At 68.9% G+C, this 17,640-nt stretch carries 17 protein-coding genes and 1 other RNA gene; 6 read left to right on the top strand and 12 right to left on the bottom strand.

The window, feature by feature from the left end; all coding sequences use genetic code 11:
- Positions 1-224: 224 nt before the first annotated feature.
- From lgt to trpB, 5 genes are all read right to left on the bottom strand, one after another.
- Complete coding sequence (lgt, locus tag M6444_RS12540; RefSeq protein ID WP_363326346.1) at positions 225-1,337, bottom strand: prolipoprotein diacylglyceryl transferase; 1,113 nt, start codon at positions 1,335-1,337, stop codon at positions 225-227.
- Positions 1,338-1,415: 78 nt separating this feature from the next.
- Positions 1,416-2,237, bottom strand: a complete 822-nt coding sequence (locus tag M6444_RS12535; protein ID WP_298327682.1) for a thioredoxin domain-containing protein — start codon at positions 2,235-2,237, stop codon at positions 1,416-1,418.
- Between the two features lie 86 nt (positions 2,238-2,323).
- Positions 2,324-3,052 (bottom strand): thioredoxin domain-containing protein, encoded by a 729-nt coding sequence (locus M6444_RS12530; protein WP_298327680.1) that lies wholly within the window; start codon positions 3,050-3,052, stop codon positions 2,324-2,326.
- The gene (gene trpA, locus M6444_RS12525) at positions 3,049-3,843 is read right to left on the bottom strand and encodes a tryptophan synthase subunit alpha (RefSeq protein WP_298327677.1); all 795 of its coding nucleotides are present in this window, start codon (positions 3,841-3,843) and stop codon (positions 3,049-3,051) included. Before trpA ends, M6444_RS12530 begins: the two co-directional genes overlap by 4 nt.
- Positions 3,840-5,045, bottom strand: coding sequence for a tryptophan synthase subunit beta (gene trpB / locus M6444_RS12520; RefSeq protein WP_363326345.1), 1,206 nt, complete (start codon positions 5,043-5,045; stop codon positions 3,840-3,842). The genes trpA and trpB overlap by 4 nt, the downstream gene beginning before the upstream one ends.
- 273 nt (positions 5,046-5,318) lie before the next feature.
- Between trpB and M6444_RS12515 the strand changes: the two genes are divergently transcribed.
- Both M6444_RS12515 and M6444_RS12510 read left to right on the top strand, forming a co-directional pair.
- Positions 5,319-6,212: a hypothetical protein gene (locus M6444_RS12515; protein ID WP_298327670.1), complete on the top strand. Its 894-nt coding sequence runs from the start codon at positions 5,319-5,321 to the stop codon at positions 6,210-6,212.
- Positions 6,212-7,993: a GMC family oxidoreductase N-terminal domain-containing protein gene (locus M6444_RS12510; RefSeq protein ID WP_298327667.1), complete on the top strand. Its 1,782-nt coding sequence runs from the start codon at positions 6,212-6,214 to the stop codon at positions 7,991-7,993. The genes M6444_RS12515 and M6444_RS12510 overlap by 1 nt, the downstream gene beginning before the upstream one ends.
- A gap of 44 nt (positions 7,994-8,037) precedes the next feature.
- On the opposite strand, the gene M6444_RS12505 is transcribed toward M6444_RS12510, so the two are convergent.
- Positions 8,038-8,223, bottom strand: a complete 186-nt coding sequence (locus M6444_RS12505; protein WP_298327664.1) for a hypothetical protein — start codon at positions 8,221-8,223, stop codon at positions 8,038-8,040.
- A 73-nt stretch (positions 8,224-8,296) separates the two neighbouring features.
- On the opposite strand from M6444_RS12505, the gene map reads away from it, so the two are divergent.
- Complete coding sequence (map, locus tag M6444_RS12500) at positions 8,297-9,145, top strand: type I methionyl aminopeptidase (protein WP_298327661.1); 849 nt, start codon at positions 8,297-8,299, stop codon at positions 9,143-9,145.
- Positions 9,146-9,195: 50 nt separating this feature from the next.
- Positions 9,196-9,951 carry a polyphosphate--glucose phosphotransferase gene (gene ppgK, locus M6444_RS12495; protein ID WP_298327658.1) on the top strand — a complete coding sequence of 252 codons (756 nt, stop codon included), beginning with the start codon at positions 9,196-9,198 and terminating at the stop codon, positions 9,949-9,951.
- 113 nt (positions 9,952-10,064) lie between these two features.
- Here the strand turns inward: ppgK and M6444_RS12490 are convergent, their stop codons facing one another.
- Positions 10,065-10,214, bottom strand: a complete 150-nt coding sequence (locus M6444_RS12490) for a hypothetical protein (RefSeq protein WP_298327655.1) — start codon at positions 10,212-10,214, stop codon at positions 10,065-10,067.
- 223 nt (positions 10,215-10,437) lie between these two features.
- On the opposite strand from M6444_RS12490, the gene rnpB reads away from it, so the two are divergent.
- Positions 10,438-10,812, top strand: an RNA gene (rnpB, locus tag M6444_RS12485) — RNase P RNA component class A.
- A 315-nt stretch (positions 10,813-11,127) separates the two neighbouring features.
- On the opposite strand, the gene M6444_RS12480 is transcribed toward rnpB, so the two are convergent.
- Positions 11,128-11,562 carry a hypothetical protein gene (locus tag M6444_RS12480; protein WP_298327652.1) on the bottom strand — a complete coding sequence of 145 codons (435 nt, stop codon included), beginning with the start codon at positions 11,560-11,562 and terminating at the stop codon, positions 11,128-11,130.
- Positions 11,559-12,398 (bottom strand): DNA/RNA non-specific endonuclease, encoded by an 840-nt coding sequence (locus M6444_RS12475; protein WP_298327649.1) that lies wholly within the window; start codon positions 12,396-12,398, stop codon positions 11,559-11,561. Before M6444_RS12475 ends, M6444_RS12480 begins: the two co-directional genes overlap by 4 nt.
- Before the next feature lie 273 nt (positions 12,399-12,671).
- Here M6444_RS12475 and M6444_RS12470 point away from each other — a divergent pair, with 273 nt between their 5' ends.
- A complete protein-coding gene (locus M6444_RS12470) occupies positions 12,672-12,974 on the top strand; it encodes a hypothetical protein (RefSeq protein WP_298327647.1) in 303 nt (100 codons plus the stop codon).
- A 139-nt stretch (positions 12,975-13,113) separates the two neighbouring features.
- Here the strand turns inward: M6444_RS12470 and M6444_RS12465 are convergent, their stop codons facing one another.
- The 3 genes from M6444_RS12465 to M6444_RS12455 form a co-directional block, all read right to left on the bottom strand.
- Entirely contained in the window at positions 13,114-13,584 is a 471-nt protein-coding gene (locus M6444_RS12465; RefSeq protein ID WP_298327644.1) for a hypothetical protein, read from the bottom strand.
- 103 nt (positions 13,585-13,687) lie between these two features.
- Entirely contained in the window at positions 13,688-16,696 is a 3,009-nt protein-coding gene (locus M6444_RS12460) for a glycine--tRNA ligase (RefSeq protein ID WP_298327781.1), read from the bottom strand.
- 83 nt (positions 16,697-16,779) lie between these two features.
- The gene (locus M6444_RS12455) at positions 16,780-17,607 is read right to left on the bottom strand and encodes a methyltransferase domain-containing protein (RefSeq protein WP_298327642.1); all 828 of its coding nucleotides are present in this window, start codon (positions 17,605-17,607) and stop codon (positions 16,780-16,782) included.
- Positions 17,608-17,640: the final 33 nt, after the last annotated feature.

Genomic DNA, 17,640 nt, shown 5'->3' with positions numbered 1-17,640 from the left:
GACATGGTGCGTTGTCGAGTGCTTCGATGATACGGTGCGTCGGGACCTGCAACGATGTCCGTCGCGCCCCGAACGTCAAGAATCCGCGCTGACACGACCGCCGAGGCCACAGATCATGAGGTCTGTGCCGCCATACACCGGCAGATTTCCGGATTATTCGGCCTCTTGCCGTGATACATGTCCAACCCAGAATTTCAAGCCACGCCGACCGCGCACCTGTGGGTTCAGGAGGTCTCGCCGGGACCGTTGTGTGCCGCCGACCGGGTCGGCGCGTCGCTGGCGTCAGCATCCCGCTCGTCGACGGCACTGTCGGCATCGTCGGCCTCCCCCGAGCCGGCGTCGTCAGCGGCGGCCTCGTCCGCATCGCCGTCGTCGGCGGTGCCATCGTGCTCGCTGGTGCTCGACGTGTCGTCGTCGGGCAGCGCGAACACCTCGTCGTCACCGGTGCTCTTCCGGTCCCCGTCCGAGGCGTCGGACGACGACGCTGCGAACGGATCGGTGTCGTCGTAGAAGCCGCGCAGCGTCTCAGGATCCTCCCGGCCCGGCCGCCGCCGCGCGGAGATCACCACGTAGGCGATCGCACCCAAGAACACCAGCCCGGTGACCCAGAGGTTCACCCGGATTCCCGCGATCTCGTTGGCCGGATCGACGCGCAGGTACTCCCAGAACCCGCGGCCCAGGGTGTAGCCGGCGACGTACAGGGCGAACACCCGGCCGTGGCCGAGGCGGAAGCGCCGGTCGGCCCAGAGCAACAACAACGCCACGAACACGGCCCACAGCGACTCGTACAGGAACGTGGGGTGGAACGTCGGCGAGTCGGCGTACTCGACCGGCCGGTGGTCGGCGTGGATCTCCAGGGCCCACGGCAGATCGGTCGGGCGGCCGAACAGCTCCTGGTTGAACCAGTTGCCCCAACGCCCGATCGCCTGCGCCAGCAGGACGCCGGGGGCCAGCGCGTCGGCCATGGCCGGCAGCGGAACGCCCCGGCGCCGGCAGCCGATCCACACACCGACCGCACCCAGGGCGATCGCACCCCAGATCCCCAGGCCGCCCTTCCAGATCTGCAGCGCCCGCCACGGGTCGGCGCCGTCGGTGAAGTAGAGGTCGTAGTCGGTGATGACGTGATACAGCCGGCCGCCGACGATGCCGAACGGAACCGCCCAGACGGCGACGTCGGCCACCACACCGGGCTCGCCGCCGCGGGCCAGCCAGCGCTTGTTGCCCAGCCAGATCGCCACGACGATGCCGGCCATGATGCACAGCGCATAGGCGCGCAACTCGAACGGGCCGATGGACCACTCCGCCTGGCTGGGGCTCGGAATGGACGCGGGCAGCATGGCTGGAATCACTGGCCGACCGTATCGGGCCGGGCCCGGTGGGGTGTCATCGAGGTCCCTCCTATGACCGGGCGAGCCTCACGGCGTCGCGTCACCCGCCGGCGTCTCGGCGCCCTCGCCGGCCGCGTCATCGCCTGCGTCGCCAGCCGGCGTCTCGATGCTGCCGCCGGCCGCGACGGTCTCGACAGCCTGGGTGATGCCGTCCGGCGTCCACGACGTGCTCGGTAGCAGCTCACCGTTGATGAACACGGTGGGGGTCCCGGTCACGTCGAAGTCGCGGGCACCGTCTTCCACGGCACGAGACCAGTCTTTGTAGGTGTCGTCACGCACGCACGACTCGTAGTCGCCGCCGATGCCGGCCTGCTCGCCCAGGTCGACCAACGAGCCCGTCGACCACTGCGTGCCCTGGGAGGCGAACGCGGCGTCGATGAACTCCGTGCTCATGTCCTCATCGGAGGCGCAGGCGAACGCATTGTTCGCCCGGCTGGAGTAGACCCCGCCGGTGTAGGTGACCGGGTGGTACACGATGTTCGCCTCGCCGGACTCCACCAGCTGGTCGATCGCGGGAGCATTGGTGTTCTTGAACTCCGCACAGTGCGGGCAGAGGAAGTCCATCCAGTAGTCGATGGTCACCGGCGCGGCCTCGTCGCCGACCATGATGCCTTGCGCCTCGTCGTTGGCGATGTCGAGGCCCTTGCCCTCGTTGACGTTCGCCGGCACGGCCGTCGGGCCGTCGTCGCCCCGGCTGGCCGCCACGGCAACCGCGATGATGGCCACGGCTGCCACGACTGCGCCGGCGATCCCGAAGCGCATCGTGCGTTCGCGTTTGCGGTCACGACGGGCCTGCTCTTCGCGCATCGCCTTGACACGTTCGCGGGCCTCAGCCTTCTTGCTGCTCATCGGTGCGCTTCCTTCTCAAGCGGGACGACGGACGATAGTTGACGACGGTAAAACTGTGCTGCTGATGCCGAAGTTCCTCGACACGGTCACGATGACGTCACGGCGTTGTCGACCGCGGCGCGGAACTCCTCGGCCGACATGCCGGCCGGGTCCTCGAGGGGTTCGCCGTTGAGCATCACCGTCGGAGTCGACTCGATGTCGTGTTCTCTCATCGCGTCGAGGACGGTAGCACCCCAGTCACTGTACGTGCCTTCGCGCACGCAAGACTCGAATTGCGCGCTGGTGATGCCGGCCGCCTCACCGTGGGCCACCAGCTCGTCCACAGTGTACCCACCAGCTCCTTCCTCCGGCTGGTGTGCGAACAGTTCCGCCTTGTACTCGGCCGGGCGGCCTGCGTCGGCGGCACAGCCGAAGGCGTTGGCGGCCCGCTCGGACTCCTCGCCGAGGAACGCCGCGGGGTGGTAGATCACCTGCGCGGTGCCGTCGGCTGCGATCTCGGTCAGGACCCCGCCGTTCTCGGCCTCGAACTCGCCGCAGGCCGGGCATTGGAAGTCCAGCCAGTAGTCGATCGTCACCGGCGCCGAAGCGTCCCCGACCGCCACACCGGTCCCATCCGCCGTGGCGGCCTCGGGCACCGCACCGGTGCCCTCCGGACGGTCCGGACGCAGCAGCACGATCGCCACGACGACCACCACGAGCAACACCACGCCGGAGATGCCGAAACGCAGCATCCGCTCGCGCTGACGGGCCCGCCGTGCCTGTTCCAGCCGTTCGGCTTCGGCCCGTTGGCGGGCCGAAGCCTTCTTGGCGCTCATCGCCGGCGGACGCCCTCGGCCAGGGAACCGGCGAGCTCGGCCACCTCCGCAACACCGGCAGCGTCGTCGTCGGCCTCGAGCATCCTGCGCACGAACGCCGAACCGACCACGACGCCGTCGGCGAAACCGGCGATCTCGGCGGCTTGGTCGGCGTTCGAAACCCCCAGGCCCACGCTGATCGGCAGGTCGGTGGTCTTGCGGGTCCGTTCCACCAGGACGGCCGCCGCGTCGCCGACCTGTTCGCGCGTGCCGGTGACCCCCATGACCGACGTGGCGTAGACGAAGCCGCGGCACTGCGCCGTGGTCATCGCGATGCGCTCGTCCGTGGACGACGGCGCTACCAAGAACACGGTGTCGAGGTCGTGCGCTCGCGCGGGCGGGATCCAATCGTCGGTCGCATCGGGGGTGAGGTCGGGAGTGATGACCCCCGCGCCGCCCGCGGCGGCGAGATCACGCGCGAAGCGCTCGGGACCGTAGCGAGCCAGCGGGTTCCAGTACGACATCACCACCGCTTGCGCGCCGGTCGCCGCGACGGCTTCGACCACCCGCAACACGTCCGGCGTCGTCGTCCCCGCACGCAGGGCGGCGTCGGCCGCGGCCTGGATGACGGGACCGTCGATGAGCGGGTCGCTGTACGGCAGCCCGACTTCGATGATGTCCACGCCGGAATCGACCAGGGCCCGCATGGCCGTGATGGACCCCTCGACGCTGGGGAAGCCGGCCGGCAGGTAACCCACCAGCGCCGAGCGTCCCTCGGCGCGCGCCTTCTCGAACACCACCGCCGTCGTCACTGCTGGTCTCCGTTCTCGTCGAGCAGATCGAACCACCGCGCCGCGGTGTCGAGGTCCTTGTCACCGCGCCCGGAGAGGTTGACGACGATCACGGCGTCGGGTCCCAGCGCCTCCCCCAGCCGACGCGCCCCGGCCAGGGCATGGGCGCTCTCGATAGCGGGGATGATGCCCTCGGTCCGGCACAGCAGCTGGAATGCCTCCATCGCCGCGGAGTCGTCCACCGGCTCGTACGTGGCCCGGCCGGAGTCCTTCAGCCAGGCATGCTCCGGTCCGACACCGGGATAGTCCAGGCCCGCGGAGATCGAATGCGACTCGACGGTCTGCCCCATGTCGTCCTGCAGCAGGTACGAGCGTGCCCCGTGCAGCACACCGGGCGCGCCCGCGGTGATGGTCGCGGCGTGCCGGCCGGTGGCGACGCCGTCCCCGCCGGCTTCGTAGCCGTGCAGGGCGACGTCGGCGTCATCGACGAAGGCGCTGAAGATGCCCATGGCGTTGGAGCCGCCTCCGACGCAGGCCGCCACGGCGTCGGGCAACCGGCCGACGGTGTCGAGGATCTGCTGTCGAGCCTCGACACCGATGACGCGCTGCAGATCGCGGACCATCGTGGGGAACGGGTGCGGGCCGGCGACCGTGCCGAAGATGTAGTTGGTGGTGTCGACGTTGGTGACCCAGTCGCGCAACGCTTCGTTGATCGCGTCCTTCAGTGTCCGCGAACCCGTGGACACCGGCACCACCGTGGCACCGAGCAGTCGCATCCGAGCGACGTTGAGCGCCTGCCGGCGGGTGTCCTCCTCGCCCATGTAGATGACGCACTCCAGGCCCATCAACGCCGCGGCCGTCGCGGTGGCCACGCCGTGCTGGCCCGCACCGGTCTCGGCGATGACCCGCTGCTTGCCGATGCGCCTGGTCAGCAGCGCCTGCCCGAGCACCGCGTTGATCTTGTGCGCACCGGTGTGGGTGAGGTCTTCGCGTTTGAGGAAGACACGCGCGCCGGACGCGGCCTCCGCGCCGAACCGCTTCGCCTCGGTCAACGGCGTCGGCCGGCCGACGTACGTGGTGAGCAGGTGATCGAGCTCGGCGCCGAAGCTGTCGTCTGCGCGGGCCGCCTGATACTCGCGGTCGAGCTCATCCAGCGCCGCGATCAGCGCTTCCGGAACGTACCGGCCGCCATACGGGCCGAATCGGCCGCGGGTGTCCTGCATGGGAACGTGCTCCGCCTCGGGCAACGTGTCCACCCGATCTCCTCGTGATGAGTGTGGTTCTACTGAGGTGTGGTGCTCACGGCCGCCTTGCCGTCAGTCACGTCTACGGCGACGGTATCGCAGCCGGGCCTGGGCAGCTCAGCCGCGGCCGGATGCTGTGGATCGTGTCGATCCGCTTGACGAGCTGTCAGTGCCGTAGTTACGTTCCTGCGATTCGAGAAAGCTACCGGCGCGTAACGAACGAGCCGGTTCAGGCGCCGCGAAAGGTCTGTCATGTCAGCATACGAAGGCATCGGCCGCCGGACGTTCCTCGCCCGGATGGGGGTGCTCGGCGCCGTCGCCGCCTCCGGCGGCCTGCTCGCCGGAGGCCGCGGCACGGCGTCCGCGGCCGGCCTGCACCTGCCGGGCCTGGTGGACCTGCTGCGGCCCGTACTCGCCGAGCTGTCCCGCGACACCATCAACGGCCTGGTCGTCATGGTCTGCCCCGGGCCGGACGACTACTCCGCAGCGCAGGGCACACCCCGGCCCGAACCGGGCGCCCTCGAGGCCGGCGCCACCGACTTCATGCTGGGCGCGCTGGACAATTTCGTCCCGTTCCCCGACCAACTCGCGACTCCCCTGGCCGCAGCGTTGTCCACGGCGGTGGACGACATAGGCATCCAGCTACCGCCCTCGTTGCTCGGGCCGCTGCTCGACTCCATCGGGACGCTGGACCAGGCCCTGGCCGTTCTGTTGCGCAGCGATACGGCACTGCCGCTGTCGATCGCCGTCGCCCTGCTGCTCAACGTCGTGGCTACCCAGGTCAACCCGCTTGCCGTCAACGGAGCGTTCCTCTCCCCGTTCGCCCGGCTCACGCTGGAGGAGAAGTGCCGGGCGTTCGAACTGCTCGAAGGGCCCGACGCCGACCTGGTCGCGCTGCTCGACGCGCGGCTGACCGAGCCGCTGCGCAGCTCGGTCTCGGGGCTCTTGCAGTTCATCGGCGGTGCGCTGCTGGAGTTCTCCGCCTTCGGCGCCTACAACGAATCCGCCGTCTTCGATCCGCAGACCAAGACACTCACCGCCCGGCCGGTCGGCTGGCAGCTGGCCGGCTACCAGCCGGACGGCGTGGTAGACGGCTGGGACGACTTCATCGGCTACTACGAGGGACGTACTGAGGTGGACGCCTGATGCGCGACGTCATCGTGATCGGCGCCGGCGGCGGTGGCCCCGTCGTCGCCAAGGAGCTGGCGGCCCAAGGGCTGGACGTGCTGATGCTCGAAGCCGGCCCCCGCCACGCCGATCCGGCCAGCGAGTGGACGCACTACGAGAACGACGCCAACAACCCGCTGACCGGATTCCTCCGGTTCGGGCCGAGCGACCGTTCGGCTCCCGCGTGGTACCGCGAGACGCCGCAGAACTCCTTCGTCTGGCAGCTCAGCGGCGTGGGCGGCACCACCCAGCACTACTTCGGCAACTGCCCGCGGGCCTACCCCGGCGTGTTCAGCGGCTATGACGGACCGGACCGCGACGCCTACGACACCGCACACGTGTTCCCGTTCACCTACGACGAGCTACGGCCGTACTACGAATGGGTCGAGACGACGCTGCCCGTCCAGACCTCGGCCATGGGCACCAAGGAGCAGACGTTCTTCCGCGGCTGCGAAGGCATCGGGTTGCCGGTCCAGACGACGAAGACGACCACGCGCGACTCGTTCCGGCCGCAGGAGAACGCCATCCTGCAACCCGGCGGCTGGGCGGGCAAGGTGAGCGGGCGCGACGATCCCCGGCTGCGCTATCCGGAGTCCACCGGGTGCACCTTCTGCGGATACTGCTTCCAGGGGTGCACGAAGCCGCACGGGGCGCCGCGCAACCTGGCCGCCAAGCGCTCGACAGACAACAGTTACGTGCCGATGGCGCTGACCGCCGACGTGTGGGCGTCCGGCGGGAAGCCGGTGACGCTGCTCGCCGACGCCTACGTCACCGAGATCCACACCGAGAAGCGCGCCGGGGAGCTCGTGGCCACCGGGGTCACCTGGCGCACCGGAGCTACCGGGGAGACGAACCGCGAAGACGCGCGCGTGGTCGTCCTGGCCGGCGGCTGTACCGAGAACCCCCGGCTGTGGCTCAACAGCGGGCTGCCCAACCCGAACGACTGGGTGGGCCGCGGCTACACCGACCACTTCTTCGACTGGGTCATCGGCCTGTTCGACGAGCGCACCGAGTCGAGCAAGGGTGCGGCTTCAGCAGCACGAGCCGACTTCCCCGGCCACGGAAGCATGGAGAACGTCGGACTGCCGCCCGGGCTCCAGCAGTTCGCCGCGGTCTTCTCCGACAGCGGCATCCGCGGCCATTACGACAACGGTCGCGGTGCGACCGGGCCGTGGGACGGCGCGGCGGGGCGCATGATCGGTGCGGAGTTGAAGGACGCGCTGATGAACGGGGTCGACCGGCTGCTGAACATCCTCGTGATCACCGACGACGACGTGGAGGCCCAGAACCGGGTGACGCTGTCGGCGCTGCCGGCCGACGAGCACGGACCGGTGCCGAAGGTCCGGTTCGCTCAGCGTCGGCGCTCGGCGCGCACGCTGCGCAATCGCGAGTACGTCTCCGCCCGGGCGGCGGAGACGCTGCGGGCGGCTGGTGCTCGGACCGTGATCCGGATCGACTGGCCGCCGCTGTTGTTGCACGTGCAGTCGTCGATGCGGATGGGGACCTCCGAAGCGGATTCCGTGCTTGACGCGAACGGCGAGGCCCGGTGGGTGAAGCAGCTGTTCATCGCGGACAACTCGGCGCTGGCGAACTCGCTTGGTGGGCCCAATCCGACGTTGACGACGCAGGCTCTGGCCACGCGGACCGCGGAGAAGATCTTCTCGATGTACTTCGGCGGTCAGGGCTGGGTGCACGCCGAGTCGCCGGTGCCGTCCACCGATACGCGCATCTCCGAGCGGCTCGGCGAGCTCGGGCTCTGACGAGCAGTCAGGCGCTGGGGCGGCGGGGTTTCACACCGGTGGACTCAGTCGTCGTCGGACCATTCTTCGTCCAGGCGATCCATCTCGGCGGTACGCTCCCTGGCGCGGGCGATGGCGGTCTCAGCCTCCTCGACCGTGTCGTACGGGCCCATCCGGCGATCGTTCGGGCACCCCAGCTGCGGCTCCACCGCTGCGTGGTCCAAGCACCAGTACCAAGGTCCCTCCGCCATGCGGTTGCCCTCCTGTCGGTCGTGCTTCGCCCGGCTCGGTCGCCGTGCCGATCATTACCTAGACTGGCACACCATGTCCTCCGTCGTCCCTGGCATCGTTTCGCCACGCCGCCCGGTCCCCGCGTCCATCGCGCGTCCGGAGTACGTCGACCAGCCCGGTCCCGCCCCGTTCACCGGGTCGGAAGTGAAGGATTCCGAGACCATCGAGCGAATCCGCGCCGCGGCCCAGTTGGCGGCACGCGCGCTGGCCGAGGTCGGCAAGCGGGTCGAACCGGGCGTCACCACCGACGAGCTCGACGCCGTCGGCCACGAGTTCCTCTGCGACCACGGCGCCTACCCGTCGACGCTCGGCTATCGCGGCTTCCCCAAGTCGTTGTGCACCAGCGTCAACGAGGTCATCTGTCACGGGATCCCCGACTCCACGGTCGTCACCGACGGCGACATCGTGAACATCGACATCACCGCGTACCTCAACGGTGTCCACGGGGACAACAACGCCACTTTCCTCGCCGGCGACGTCGACGAGGAGTCGCGCCTGCTGGTCCAGCGCACCCGCGAAGCCCTCGATCGCGCCATCAAGGCGGTCAAGCCGGGCCGTCAGATCAACGTGATCGGCCGGGTCATCGAGTCCTACGCGAAGCGTTTCGGTTACGGTGTGGTGCGCGAATTCACCGGCCACGGCGTGGGCGAGGCGTTCCACTCCGGGTTGGTCATCCCGCACTACGACGATCCGGGCTCCACCACCGTCATGGAGCCGGGCATGGTGTTCACCATCGAGCCGATGCTCAATCTCGGCACGCACGAGTGGACCATGTGGGACGACGGCTGGACCGTGGTCACCAAGGACCTGCGCCGCTCGGCCCAGTTCGAGCACACCCTGCTCGTCACCGAGTCCGGCGCGGAGATCCTCACCCTCCCCTGACCCCTCCACACCTGTAGCGACACCAGCCGCCATCGGCCAAGCTTGATCCTGTGACTTCCACGACGCACGGCTTCGGCATCGACATCGGCGGCAGCGGCATCAAGGGTGCGCCGGTCGACCTCGCCGAGGGCGCGTTCGCCGACGACCGCGTGCGCATCGACACCCCGGAGCCGTCCACCCCCGACAACGTTCTGGACGTCGTCCTCGAGATCCTCGCGCGCTTCGAGTGGCGCGGGGCGTTCGGGTGCACGTTCCCCGGCATCGTCCGGAACGGCGTCATCGGCTCTGCCGCCAACGTCGACGACGCCTGGCTCGACTTTCCGCTGGAGAAGGTGCTGCGGGAACGGACCAGCCAGCAGGTCGTCGTGGTCAACGACGCCGACGCCGTGGGCGTGGCCGAGGACCAACGCGGCGCGGCCGCCGACGTCGACGGACTCGTCATCGTCACCACGCTCGGCACCGGCATCGGCAGTGCCCTCCTGCACCACGGGCAACTGCTGCCCAACACCGAGTTCGGGCACCTCTATCTCGCCAACGGCCAGGAGACCGAGCATTGGGCGGCCGCATCGGTGCGCAAGGACGAAGACCTGAGTTGGGCGGCGTGGGCGCAGCGGCTCCAGGACTTTTACGCCCACCTGGAATTCATCTTCTCCCCCGACCTGTTCGTCGTCGGCGGGGGCGTGAGCAAGAAGGCGGACAGGTTTCTGCCGTTGCTCGATCTGCAGACGCCGATCGTGCCCGCCGTCCTGCGCAATGACGGCGGAATCATCGGGGCCGCCATGCTCGCGGCCGAACGGTTCACGTGACCAGATGCACGACGACCCGGTTCACAGACCGGGTCGTCGTACGTCCTGGAGGACTCGTCGAGCAACCTGGCCGGGGACAGGGCCGACGATGTCTCCGTGACGTTCGGAGCCGGTCACCCGTACATGATGTACGGGACCACGAGCAACGCGATCAGGGCCACCAACAGGCCGACGCCCTTGACCGGCTGCCCGGGGCCCACCAGCCAGCGGCGTAGCTGACGAAGCCGCAGCGGGCGGTACCGACCGTAGGGTAGACAAGACACCTGAGTACCTCCGATAGTTCTGTGGTCTCCGGTCGCCCTTTCCTACGGCCGTCCGGAAACCCCAGGTTCATACTGGTCAATCCCGGACGGGACTCCTTTATTCACTTGTACCGATGATCTTGATCATGCTGAGTCCACCGGTCAATCACGATGTCCGCCATGTGGGCGGCGGTCGGTGCCGTTCGGGCTCGACCTGTGCCGGAGGTATCCTGGACGGGGAGGACGAGTCGGCCGGGCGGCCGCGTCGGGACCTACACAGGTCTCGCCGAGGAAAGTCCGGACTCCACAGGGCAAGGTGGTGGGTAACGCCCACCCGGGGTGACCCGCGGGACAGTGCCACAGAAAGCAGACCGCCGCCGTGTCCTGCACGCGCGGTAAGGGTGAAACGGTGGTGTAAGAGACCACCAGCGTCCCGGGTGACCGGGACGGCTCGGTAAACCCCACCTGGAGCAAGGTCAGACAGGGAACGTCCGAGGGCTGCCCGCCCGAGTTCCCGGGTAGACCGCTCGAGGCCGTCGGCAACGGCGGTCCTAGATGGATGGTCGCCGGTTCCGGTTCGCCGGAACCACAGAATCCGGCTTACAGGCCGACTCGTTCTCCAGTTCCGTCGCCGAGGTCCCCTGTCTCGGGGTTGATCTGCACCATCATCGGTTTGTAACCGTTGGCCACAGCTGGCTGTTTGCGGACTTCTTACGGACCAAGATCACGTGGGCTCCCCGTTGCTGCGTCAACAGTCATCCGGGAACCGATCGTGCTGGTTGACCCGGATGGGCTCCTGACACCTGGCGCTTCTGTTTCAAACTCTGCTCGCCCCGGCGTTCAGACTCGGCAGATTCCGATTCCGGCCCGGAACGTGTTCATCACAACTCCCCTGTGCTGACGTGCGTACCACGCCGCGGACGCCGCCACTGAGTTACGACGCCCGCGCCGGGTGCCAGGCGGGCAGGTGTTCGGGGCTACGTGGGTACAGCTCCTGGTCCTCGATGAGCAGCTCCGGGTCGGCTTCACCCTCGGAGTCGTCGGAGGCGATGCCACCGTACGGTGCATTCTCGTAGTCGAACTCAGCCCTGATCTCACCACCAGCGGCCACCTGAAACGTCGCGTTGTACCAGGTGCCGGTTTGCTCCTGGTACATATCCTCGCGCAGTTCCGAAGCGGCAATGACACCGTCCTCATCCATGCGGACCTTCTTGCGAGGGCTACTGTCGTCCGTGGTCACGTACAGCCGCCCGCGGATCATGTCCCCGGCCGCGGTGACCTCCAGCGTGAGCAGGTGCCAACCATCCGGCGCGGACGCGACCATCGCCCGGCCGATTTCGTTCAGCTTGCTCTGATCCGGGATGCTCACTTCGGCTTCCTCTTCGTCGGGCGGTTCCTGATGATCTCGGTATCGGGTTCCTCGCCGGTCGGTCCATGGATGATCACGAACATCGTAGGTCGTGGCCCCTCCCTATAGCGGACCTTGATCTCCACGTCGACCGTCCCGCCGCTGCGGACGATCTTGCGCCAGCGATTCTCCAAGGTGGCGAACTTGGATCGGTCGACCTGCTGACCCATCGGCACGAGGTTGATCCTGTCCCCGTTACCACCGAGGACACTGGCGATGAGGTGGCCGGCGTCGTCCTTGTCTGCTTTCCCGGGAAGGGTCCGCTGGTGGTGCTCGTTGCGCGGTGCTGGCGGGCCATCGGTCAAAGTCGCCTCGACCAGGACCACGCGCCCCTGATCATCGGTCGTGTACACAGCGCCCTCGTCGACCACGATGATCGTGTTGGGCGGGGGGTTCTTGCGGATCTCCTCGTGCTCGTCACCGGCACCCCTGATGTGGATAACGGGCAGCGGCGAAGGGGTGAGCGCGACGGCGGCGGCGTTGTCAGAAACCCCACCTTCTGGCGAACTGTCGTCATGACGCCGTAGTTCTTCGAGTTTGCCGATCTCCCCGGTGAGGACAGTGCCGAGCTCGTTGCGGAGCGAGCGCACGTCGCCCTCCATCGCCCGCTCGGCGGCGTCCAGTTCGCCGAGAAGAGAGGCGTTCTGGGAGCGTTCGACCAGTCGGCGCACATTCTCCATCTCGCCGCGCAGGACGTCGAGTACGCCGTCGGTCTCACCCGGAACATCCTTGTCCCGGACCTCCGTCAGCGCCTCGACCGCGTCCGCGATCGGCCGCTCCGCTTCGCCGCCCTGCATGAAGGTCAGACTTTCACGGGCCTTCTACGGCCCTCAACAGGGCGGGCCAAGACGAGGCCGCTCCCACGATCCCGACGCCGGTCAGGGGCTGGATGCTCCCCCCTTCACAGAATCCGGCTTACAGGCCGACTCGTTCTCCAGTTCCGTCGCCGAGGTCCCCTGTCTCGGGGTTGATCCGCACCATCCGACGCGCGACGCTGAAGAGTCCGTCCCGCTCACTACGCTCCGCATCCACACCAAGGGCAACATCAAGGGGCAACACGAAGGGGCGACATGGACAGCAAACTCAACAACCATCTGGCTGCACTGTTGTGGCTCGGCTGCGTCATGCTCAGCCTCGGCTTGGTCCTGCTCCTAGCGGGGGTCAACGAAGGGCCAGGCCTCTACGACGACGGCGCAGGCGACGGCCTGATCGGCCGGGGTCGTCCTGGACTCGCTCGGGACGATCCTGCTGGCCGGCTGGCTCGTCGCCGGTGCCGCCTGCTGGCAGATCCGCAACCCCCGCAAGAGCGGTCGGCTGGCCTCGTCCTCGGCGACGAGCCACGCGCCGTGACCCGGCGGGAAGACGCACCGTGAGGGGATCAATCCGGTAGCGGAGATCATGAGGCGAGGACGGCGCCAGCGCGCCGCCAGCTGCCCATGATCATCGGCAGTGCGACGGTCAACGCACCGCACCAGCCGCACCGACCCGTCGAAGACGACAGCACCGCCGATTTCACCGCTGCGGTGTGCTGCGCAGCTCGGACAACACTGCGCCGTACAAGAGGTGGTCCGCGGCCAGCGCGAGCCGTTCGCCGGTGCTGCGCCGACGAGCCGGCTGCAACCCGAGCGCCGGCGACAGCCCCAACTCGAACGCCAGCCACAGCGCGAGGCCGAACGCGGGTCCCGCACCGGGACGTCGCCGGATCCGGGCCGGCAAGGCTCCGAACAAGGCGCCGCCCATGGCGCCGTAGCCCCAGTGCAGCAGCACGATGAACGAATCACGCGCCTCGTCGGACAGGTTGCGTACCAGATTCGGCGCCTGCTCGGAGGTGATCATCTCCGGCGGGGTCTTCTCCAGCAGCCCGAGTGAGGTGCTGAGCACGCGCAACCCGCCCATGCTCATGGCCGCGACCGTGCCACGCAACGCGCCGTGCACGATGTCGGTACTGCCCCAGGTGGTGGGTTCGGATGACGTGCTTGGCATCGTGAGCTCCCGCCGTCATGCCCGATCTGTCCACGTCGATCTGTCCACGTCGACCACGAGGTACCCGGCCGGTGTACCGGCAAAACCCACGGACGTTGGCGTCTCAGCCGAGTGCGGTGTCCAGCGCGGCCCAGTCCACGTCTCGAGGGCTGTGTGCCAGCGCCGTGGCCAGCAATCCCAGCCGAGCCTGCCGGACCTGCGCATCGTCAGCCATGACGAGCACGTCGTCGAAGAACGCGTTCACCGCTTCGACCCAGCTACCGGCGGCGTCGGCGAAGTCGACGACGCGGTCGCCGGAGCGGTCGCCCAGCGCCTGAACCGCCTCGATGAGGCGTTGTTCGGCCGGCTCGGTCAGCAGCGCCGGATCGTAGCTGGGCGAGGTTCCAGCCGGGACGATCCGCGCGATGCGCTGCACGGCGGCCACGACCTCGCGGAACGAATCGTCGCTGGCCCGGGCGCGCACCGCCTCCAGGGTCTGCACCGCCTGGCGCGGAGCGTCCGCACCCGGCAGCACGGCGTTCACGAAGTCCGGTGGAGCACCTTCGTCCCGCAACTGCTGGGCGAACCGGGCGGCGACGAACTCACGAGCCGCACTCGCCGCTTCGTCCGGCACGTCGATGCCCTGGGCCCGCAGCCGGTCGGCCGCTGTGGCGAGCCCGCCGTCGACGGTGACGCTCGCCAGGTCCGGCGTTTCGCGCAGGATGCGCACGACGCCCAGCGCGGCTCGGCGCAGCCCGAACGGGTCGGAGCTGCCGGTCGGCTTGGCGCCCAGCGCGAACATCGTCATCAGCAAGTCGAACCGGTCGGCCAGCGCGAGCACCGCGCCCGGCAAGCTCGCGGGCAGCGCATCGCTGGTGTGGCGCGGCAACTCCAACTCGTACAGCGCCTGCGCGACCGCCTCGCTCTCGCCGGCACGCAGCGCGTACTCCCGCGCCATGACGCCGGCCAGGCTCGACAGTTCGACGACCATCTGGGTGGCGAGGTCGAACTTGGCCAAGGCCGCAGCTCGCGCCAGCGCCGCAGACCCGTCGGCTCCGAGGGCCAGCCCTTTGCCCAGATCACCTGCGATGGCCGCGATGCGCGCCGCGCGGTCGGCCATCGACCCCGCCTTCTCCTCGAAGGTCAGCTGCGTCAGCCGAGCCCGGAACTCTTCGGGCGCCACCTGCAGGTCGGCACGCCAGAAGAACGCGGCATCCTCGTAGCGCGCCCGCAGCACGGCCTCGTTGCCGGCCCGGACGCGGTCGGCGTCGCACGCGCCGTTGGCCACCGCGACGAACTTCGGCAACAACCGGCCGTCCTGATCGCGCACCGGCAGGTAGCGCTGGTGCTTGCGCATGACGGTGGTCAGGACCTGCTCGGGCAGGTCGAGATAGGCGGTGTCGAAGTTCCCGAGCAGGGCGTTCGGCTCTTCGACGAGGTTGGTGATCTCGTCGATCAGCCCAGCCTCCCCGTCGACGTCGATGCGCCCGCCGGCCTGTTCGGCCAGGGCTTCTGCGGCGGTGACCACGTCGGCGCGGCGCGCCGCGGTGTCGACGACCACACCATGCCCGGCCAGGAACTCGCGGTAGCCCGCCGCCGAGGCGACCTCGACCACCGGTTCGTCGGCCTCTCGGTGCACGCGGGTCGTGCGCCCGCTCACCAGCGACGACACGACCACGGGTACGCGCACCTCGCCGAGCAACGCAGTCAGCCAGCGAATCGGGCGCGAGAACGACAGCTCGGGGTCGTTCCAGCGCATGTTCTTCTCGGCGCGCAGTTCGCTCACCACGGCGCCGAGTACCTCGGCCAGGACATCGACCGCTCCCCGCCCGGCATCGGTGACGGTCAGTGCGACGTGCTCGTTGCCGCCGAAATCTGCCTGCGACAGTTCGTCGATGCTGACCCCCTGGCTGCGGGCGAAGCCCTGCAGGGCCTTGGTCGGCGCGCCGTCGGCGTCGTAAGCGGCGCTGACCTTGGGGCCGCGGATGGTTCGTTGCGCGTCCGGTTCACGCGGGTGGACATCGTCGATCTGGACCACGATCCGCCGCGGTGTCCCGTCGACGACGACGGCGCCGTGCTGGAGGCGCGTAGCACCGAGTTTGGTGGTCACGGCCGACCGCACAGCCTCGACGGTGTTGGTGACCTCGTGGGGAGGCAACTCCTCGGTGCCGATCTCGAACAACAACGGCGCTGGCGCCGTCGGCTCGGCCTGGCGCGCATCGGGCGCTCCGGGCAGCAACGGCTCGGTGTCCGAGGACGCCCGCGGCTGCGGCGCGGTCCCCAACGGGTGGCCGAGCTCGTCTCGCCGCTCGGCCCACAGCGACGCCACCTCGCGGGCCAGGCCGCGCATCCGGGCGAAAGACTTGGCGCGCTCGGTGGTGCTGATGGCACCCCTGGAGTCGAGGACGTTGAAGGTGTGGGAGCACTTCAGCACGTAGGTGTAGGCCGGCACCGGCAGGCGCTGCTCGATCAGCCGGCCCGCCTCGGTCGCGTAGGTCTCGAACAGGGCCCGGTTGGCCTCCACGTCGGCGTCGTCGAGGTAATAGCGCGACATCTCGTACTCGGCCTGGCCGAACGCTTCGCCGTAGGTGATGCCGGGCGCGTAGACGATGTCCTTGAAGTGCTGGACACCCTGCAGCGCCATGATGATGCGCTCGATGCCGTAGGTGATCTCGACCGAGACCGGGTCGAGCGTCTGGCCACCGGCCTGCTGGAAATACGTGAACTGGGTGATCTCGAGCCCGTCGAGCCAGACCTCCCAGCCCAGTCCCCAGGCGCCGAGGGCCGGCGAGGCCCAGTTGTCTTCGACGAACCGGATGTCGTGGGCCCGCACGTCGATGCCCAAGGCCTCGAGGCTGGCCAGGTAGATCTCCTGCGGATCACCCGGATCGGGTTTGAGGATGACCTGGAATTGCGTGTGCGTCTGCAGCCGGTTCGGGTTCTCGCCGTACCTGGAGTCGTCCGGACGCACGCTCGGCTCGACGTAGGCCACGTGCCACGGCTCGGGACCGAGGACGCGAAGGATCGTCGCCGGGTTCATCGTTCCGGCGCCGACCTCGGTATTGAACGGCTGCACCATCAGGCAGCCGCGGTCGGTCCAGTACTTCGTGAGCGCAAGCAGCGCGTCCTGCATCGTGAGCACGGGGAAGACCTTAATAGCGCGCGCGCGGCGGGACTAATCCAACCCGAGGAACGGTGCGAATCCGATCGGAGCGGCTACGGCCCGGACGCAGCGCCGGCCCGAGCTCGCCCGGCCGCGACGATCTCGCCGTGTGGGACGGCGAACCAGCCGTCGTCGTGGTCCGCCCAGCGCTGCCAACCGCGTGCCAGCCGGTCGAGGTCGCCCCAGGTGGCCAGTCCGCGGTCGATCGCTTGGCGCGCGAAGGCGGACTCCCGCACGCGGTCCGCCCACATCCGGCCCCACCAGAGCCGTTCCTCCGGTGCCGCGAAGCACCACACGCTCGCCGTCGCCGCGACGTCGGTCAGCCCAGCCGTCCTCGCCCACGAGAGCAGCCGACGGCCCGCGTCGGGTTCGCCCCCGTTGCCCCGGGCCAGCGTCCGGTACAGATCGAGCCACTCATCCAGCTCCGGGACCTGCGGGAACCAGTGCATCCCGGCGTAGTCACTGTCGCGAGCTGCTACCACGCCGCCGGCGCGGCAGACTCGATCCATTTCTCGCAGCGCCGCCACCGGGTCTGGAACATGTTGCAACAGCTGGTGGGCGTGAACGACGTCGAACGACGCCGCGGGGAAGTCCAAGCCGAACACGTCACCGACGCGGAACTCGACGTTGTCGATACCCTCCGCCGTCTCGCGCGCGCTGTCCAGTGGCGCGTCGGTGCTGTCGACTCCGACCACCAGGCCGGGCGCCACGAGCGTGGCGATCTCCGCCGTGATGCTGCCGGGCCCACAGCCGACGTCCAGGACGTCGGCGCCGGGCACGAACCGGTCAACCACGTAAGCCGCCGAGTTCGCCACCGTCCGCCACGCGTGGGACCGCAGCACGCTGGGGTGATGCCCGTGTGTGTAGGTGGCGCCGGCCATGACCGTTCACCATAAGCCGGACGGGCGTGATCA

This window comes from Haloactinopolyspora sp. (assembly GCF_027324685.1).
GTDB lineage: Bacteria > Actinomycetota > Actinomycetes > Jiangellales > Jiangellaceae > Haloactinopolyspora.
Note: the sequence above shows the minus strand (reverse complement) of the source record. Positions and strands in the feature narration are given on the sequence as shown.

Bases quoted from the DNA above. Each gene is read 5' to 3' on its own strand.
- trpB (WP_363326345.1), bottom strand. From the start codon at position 5,045: ATGCAGGACACCCGCGGCCGATTCGGCCCGTATGGCGGCCGGTACGTT.
- M6444_RS12460 (WP_298327781.1), bottom strand. From the start codon at position 16,696: ATGCAGGACGCGCTGCTTGCGCTCACGAAGTACTGGACCGACCGCGGC.
- M6444_RS12465 (WP_298327644.1), bottom strand. From the start codon at position 13,584: ATGCCAAGCACGTCATCCGAACCCACCACCTGGGGCAGTACCGACATC.
- M6444_RS12515 (WP_298327670.1), top strand. From the start codon at position 5,319: ATGTCAGCATACGAAGGCATCGGCCGCCGGACGTTCCTCGCCCGGATG.
- M6444_RS12530 (WP_298327680.1), bottom strand. From the start codon at position 3,052: ATGAGCGCCAAGAAGGCTTCGGCCCGCCAACGGGCCGAAGCCGAACGG.
- M6444_RS12505 (WP_298327664.1), bottom strand. From the start codon at position 8,223: ATGGCGGAGGGACCTTGGTACTGGTGCTTGGACCACGCAGCGGTGGAG.
- M6444_RS12475 (WP_298327649.1), bottom strand. From the start codon at position 12,398: ATGCAGGGCGGCGAAGCGGAGCGGCCGATCGCGGACGCGGTCGAGGCG.
- M6444_RS12455 (WP_298327642.1), bottom strand. From the start codon at position 17,607: ATGGCCGGCGCCACCTACACACACGGGCATCACCCCAGCGTGCTGCGG.
- lgt (WP_363326346.1), bottom strand. From the start codon at position 1,337: ATGCTGCCCGCGTCCATTCCGAGCCCCAGCCAGGCGGAGTGGTCCATC.
- M6444_RS12470 (WP_298327647.1), top strand. From the start codon at position 12,672: ATGGACAGCAAACTCAACAACCATCTGGCTGCACTGTTGTGGCTCGGC.
- map (WP_298327661.1), top strand. From the start codon at position 8,297: ATGTCCTCCGTCGTCCCTGGCATCGTTTCGCCACGCCGCCCGGTCCCC.
- M6444_RS12510 (WP_298327667.1), top strand. From the start codon at position 6,212: ATGCGCGACGTCATCGTGATCGGCGCCGGCGGCGGTGGCCCCGTCGTC.
- M6444_RS12535 (WP_298327682.1), bottom strand. From the start codon at position 2,237: ATGAGCAGCAAGAAGGCTGAGGCCCGCGAACGTGTCAAGGCGATGCGC.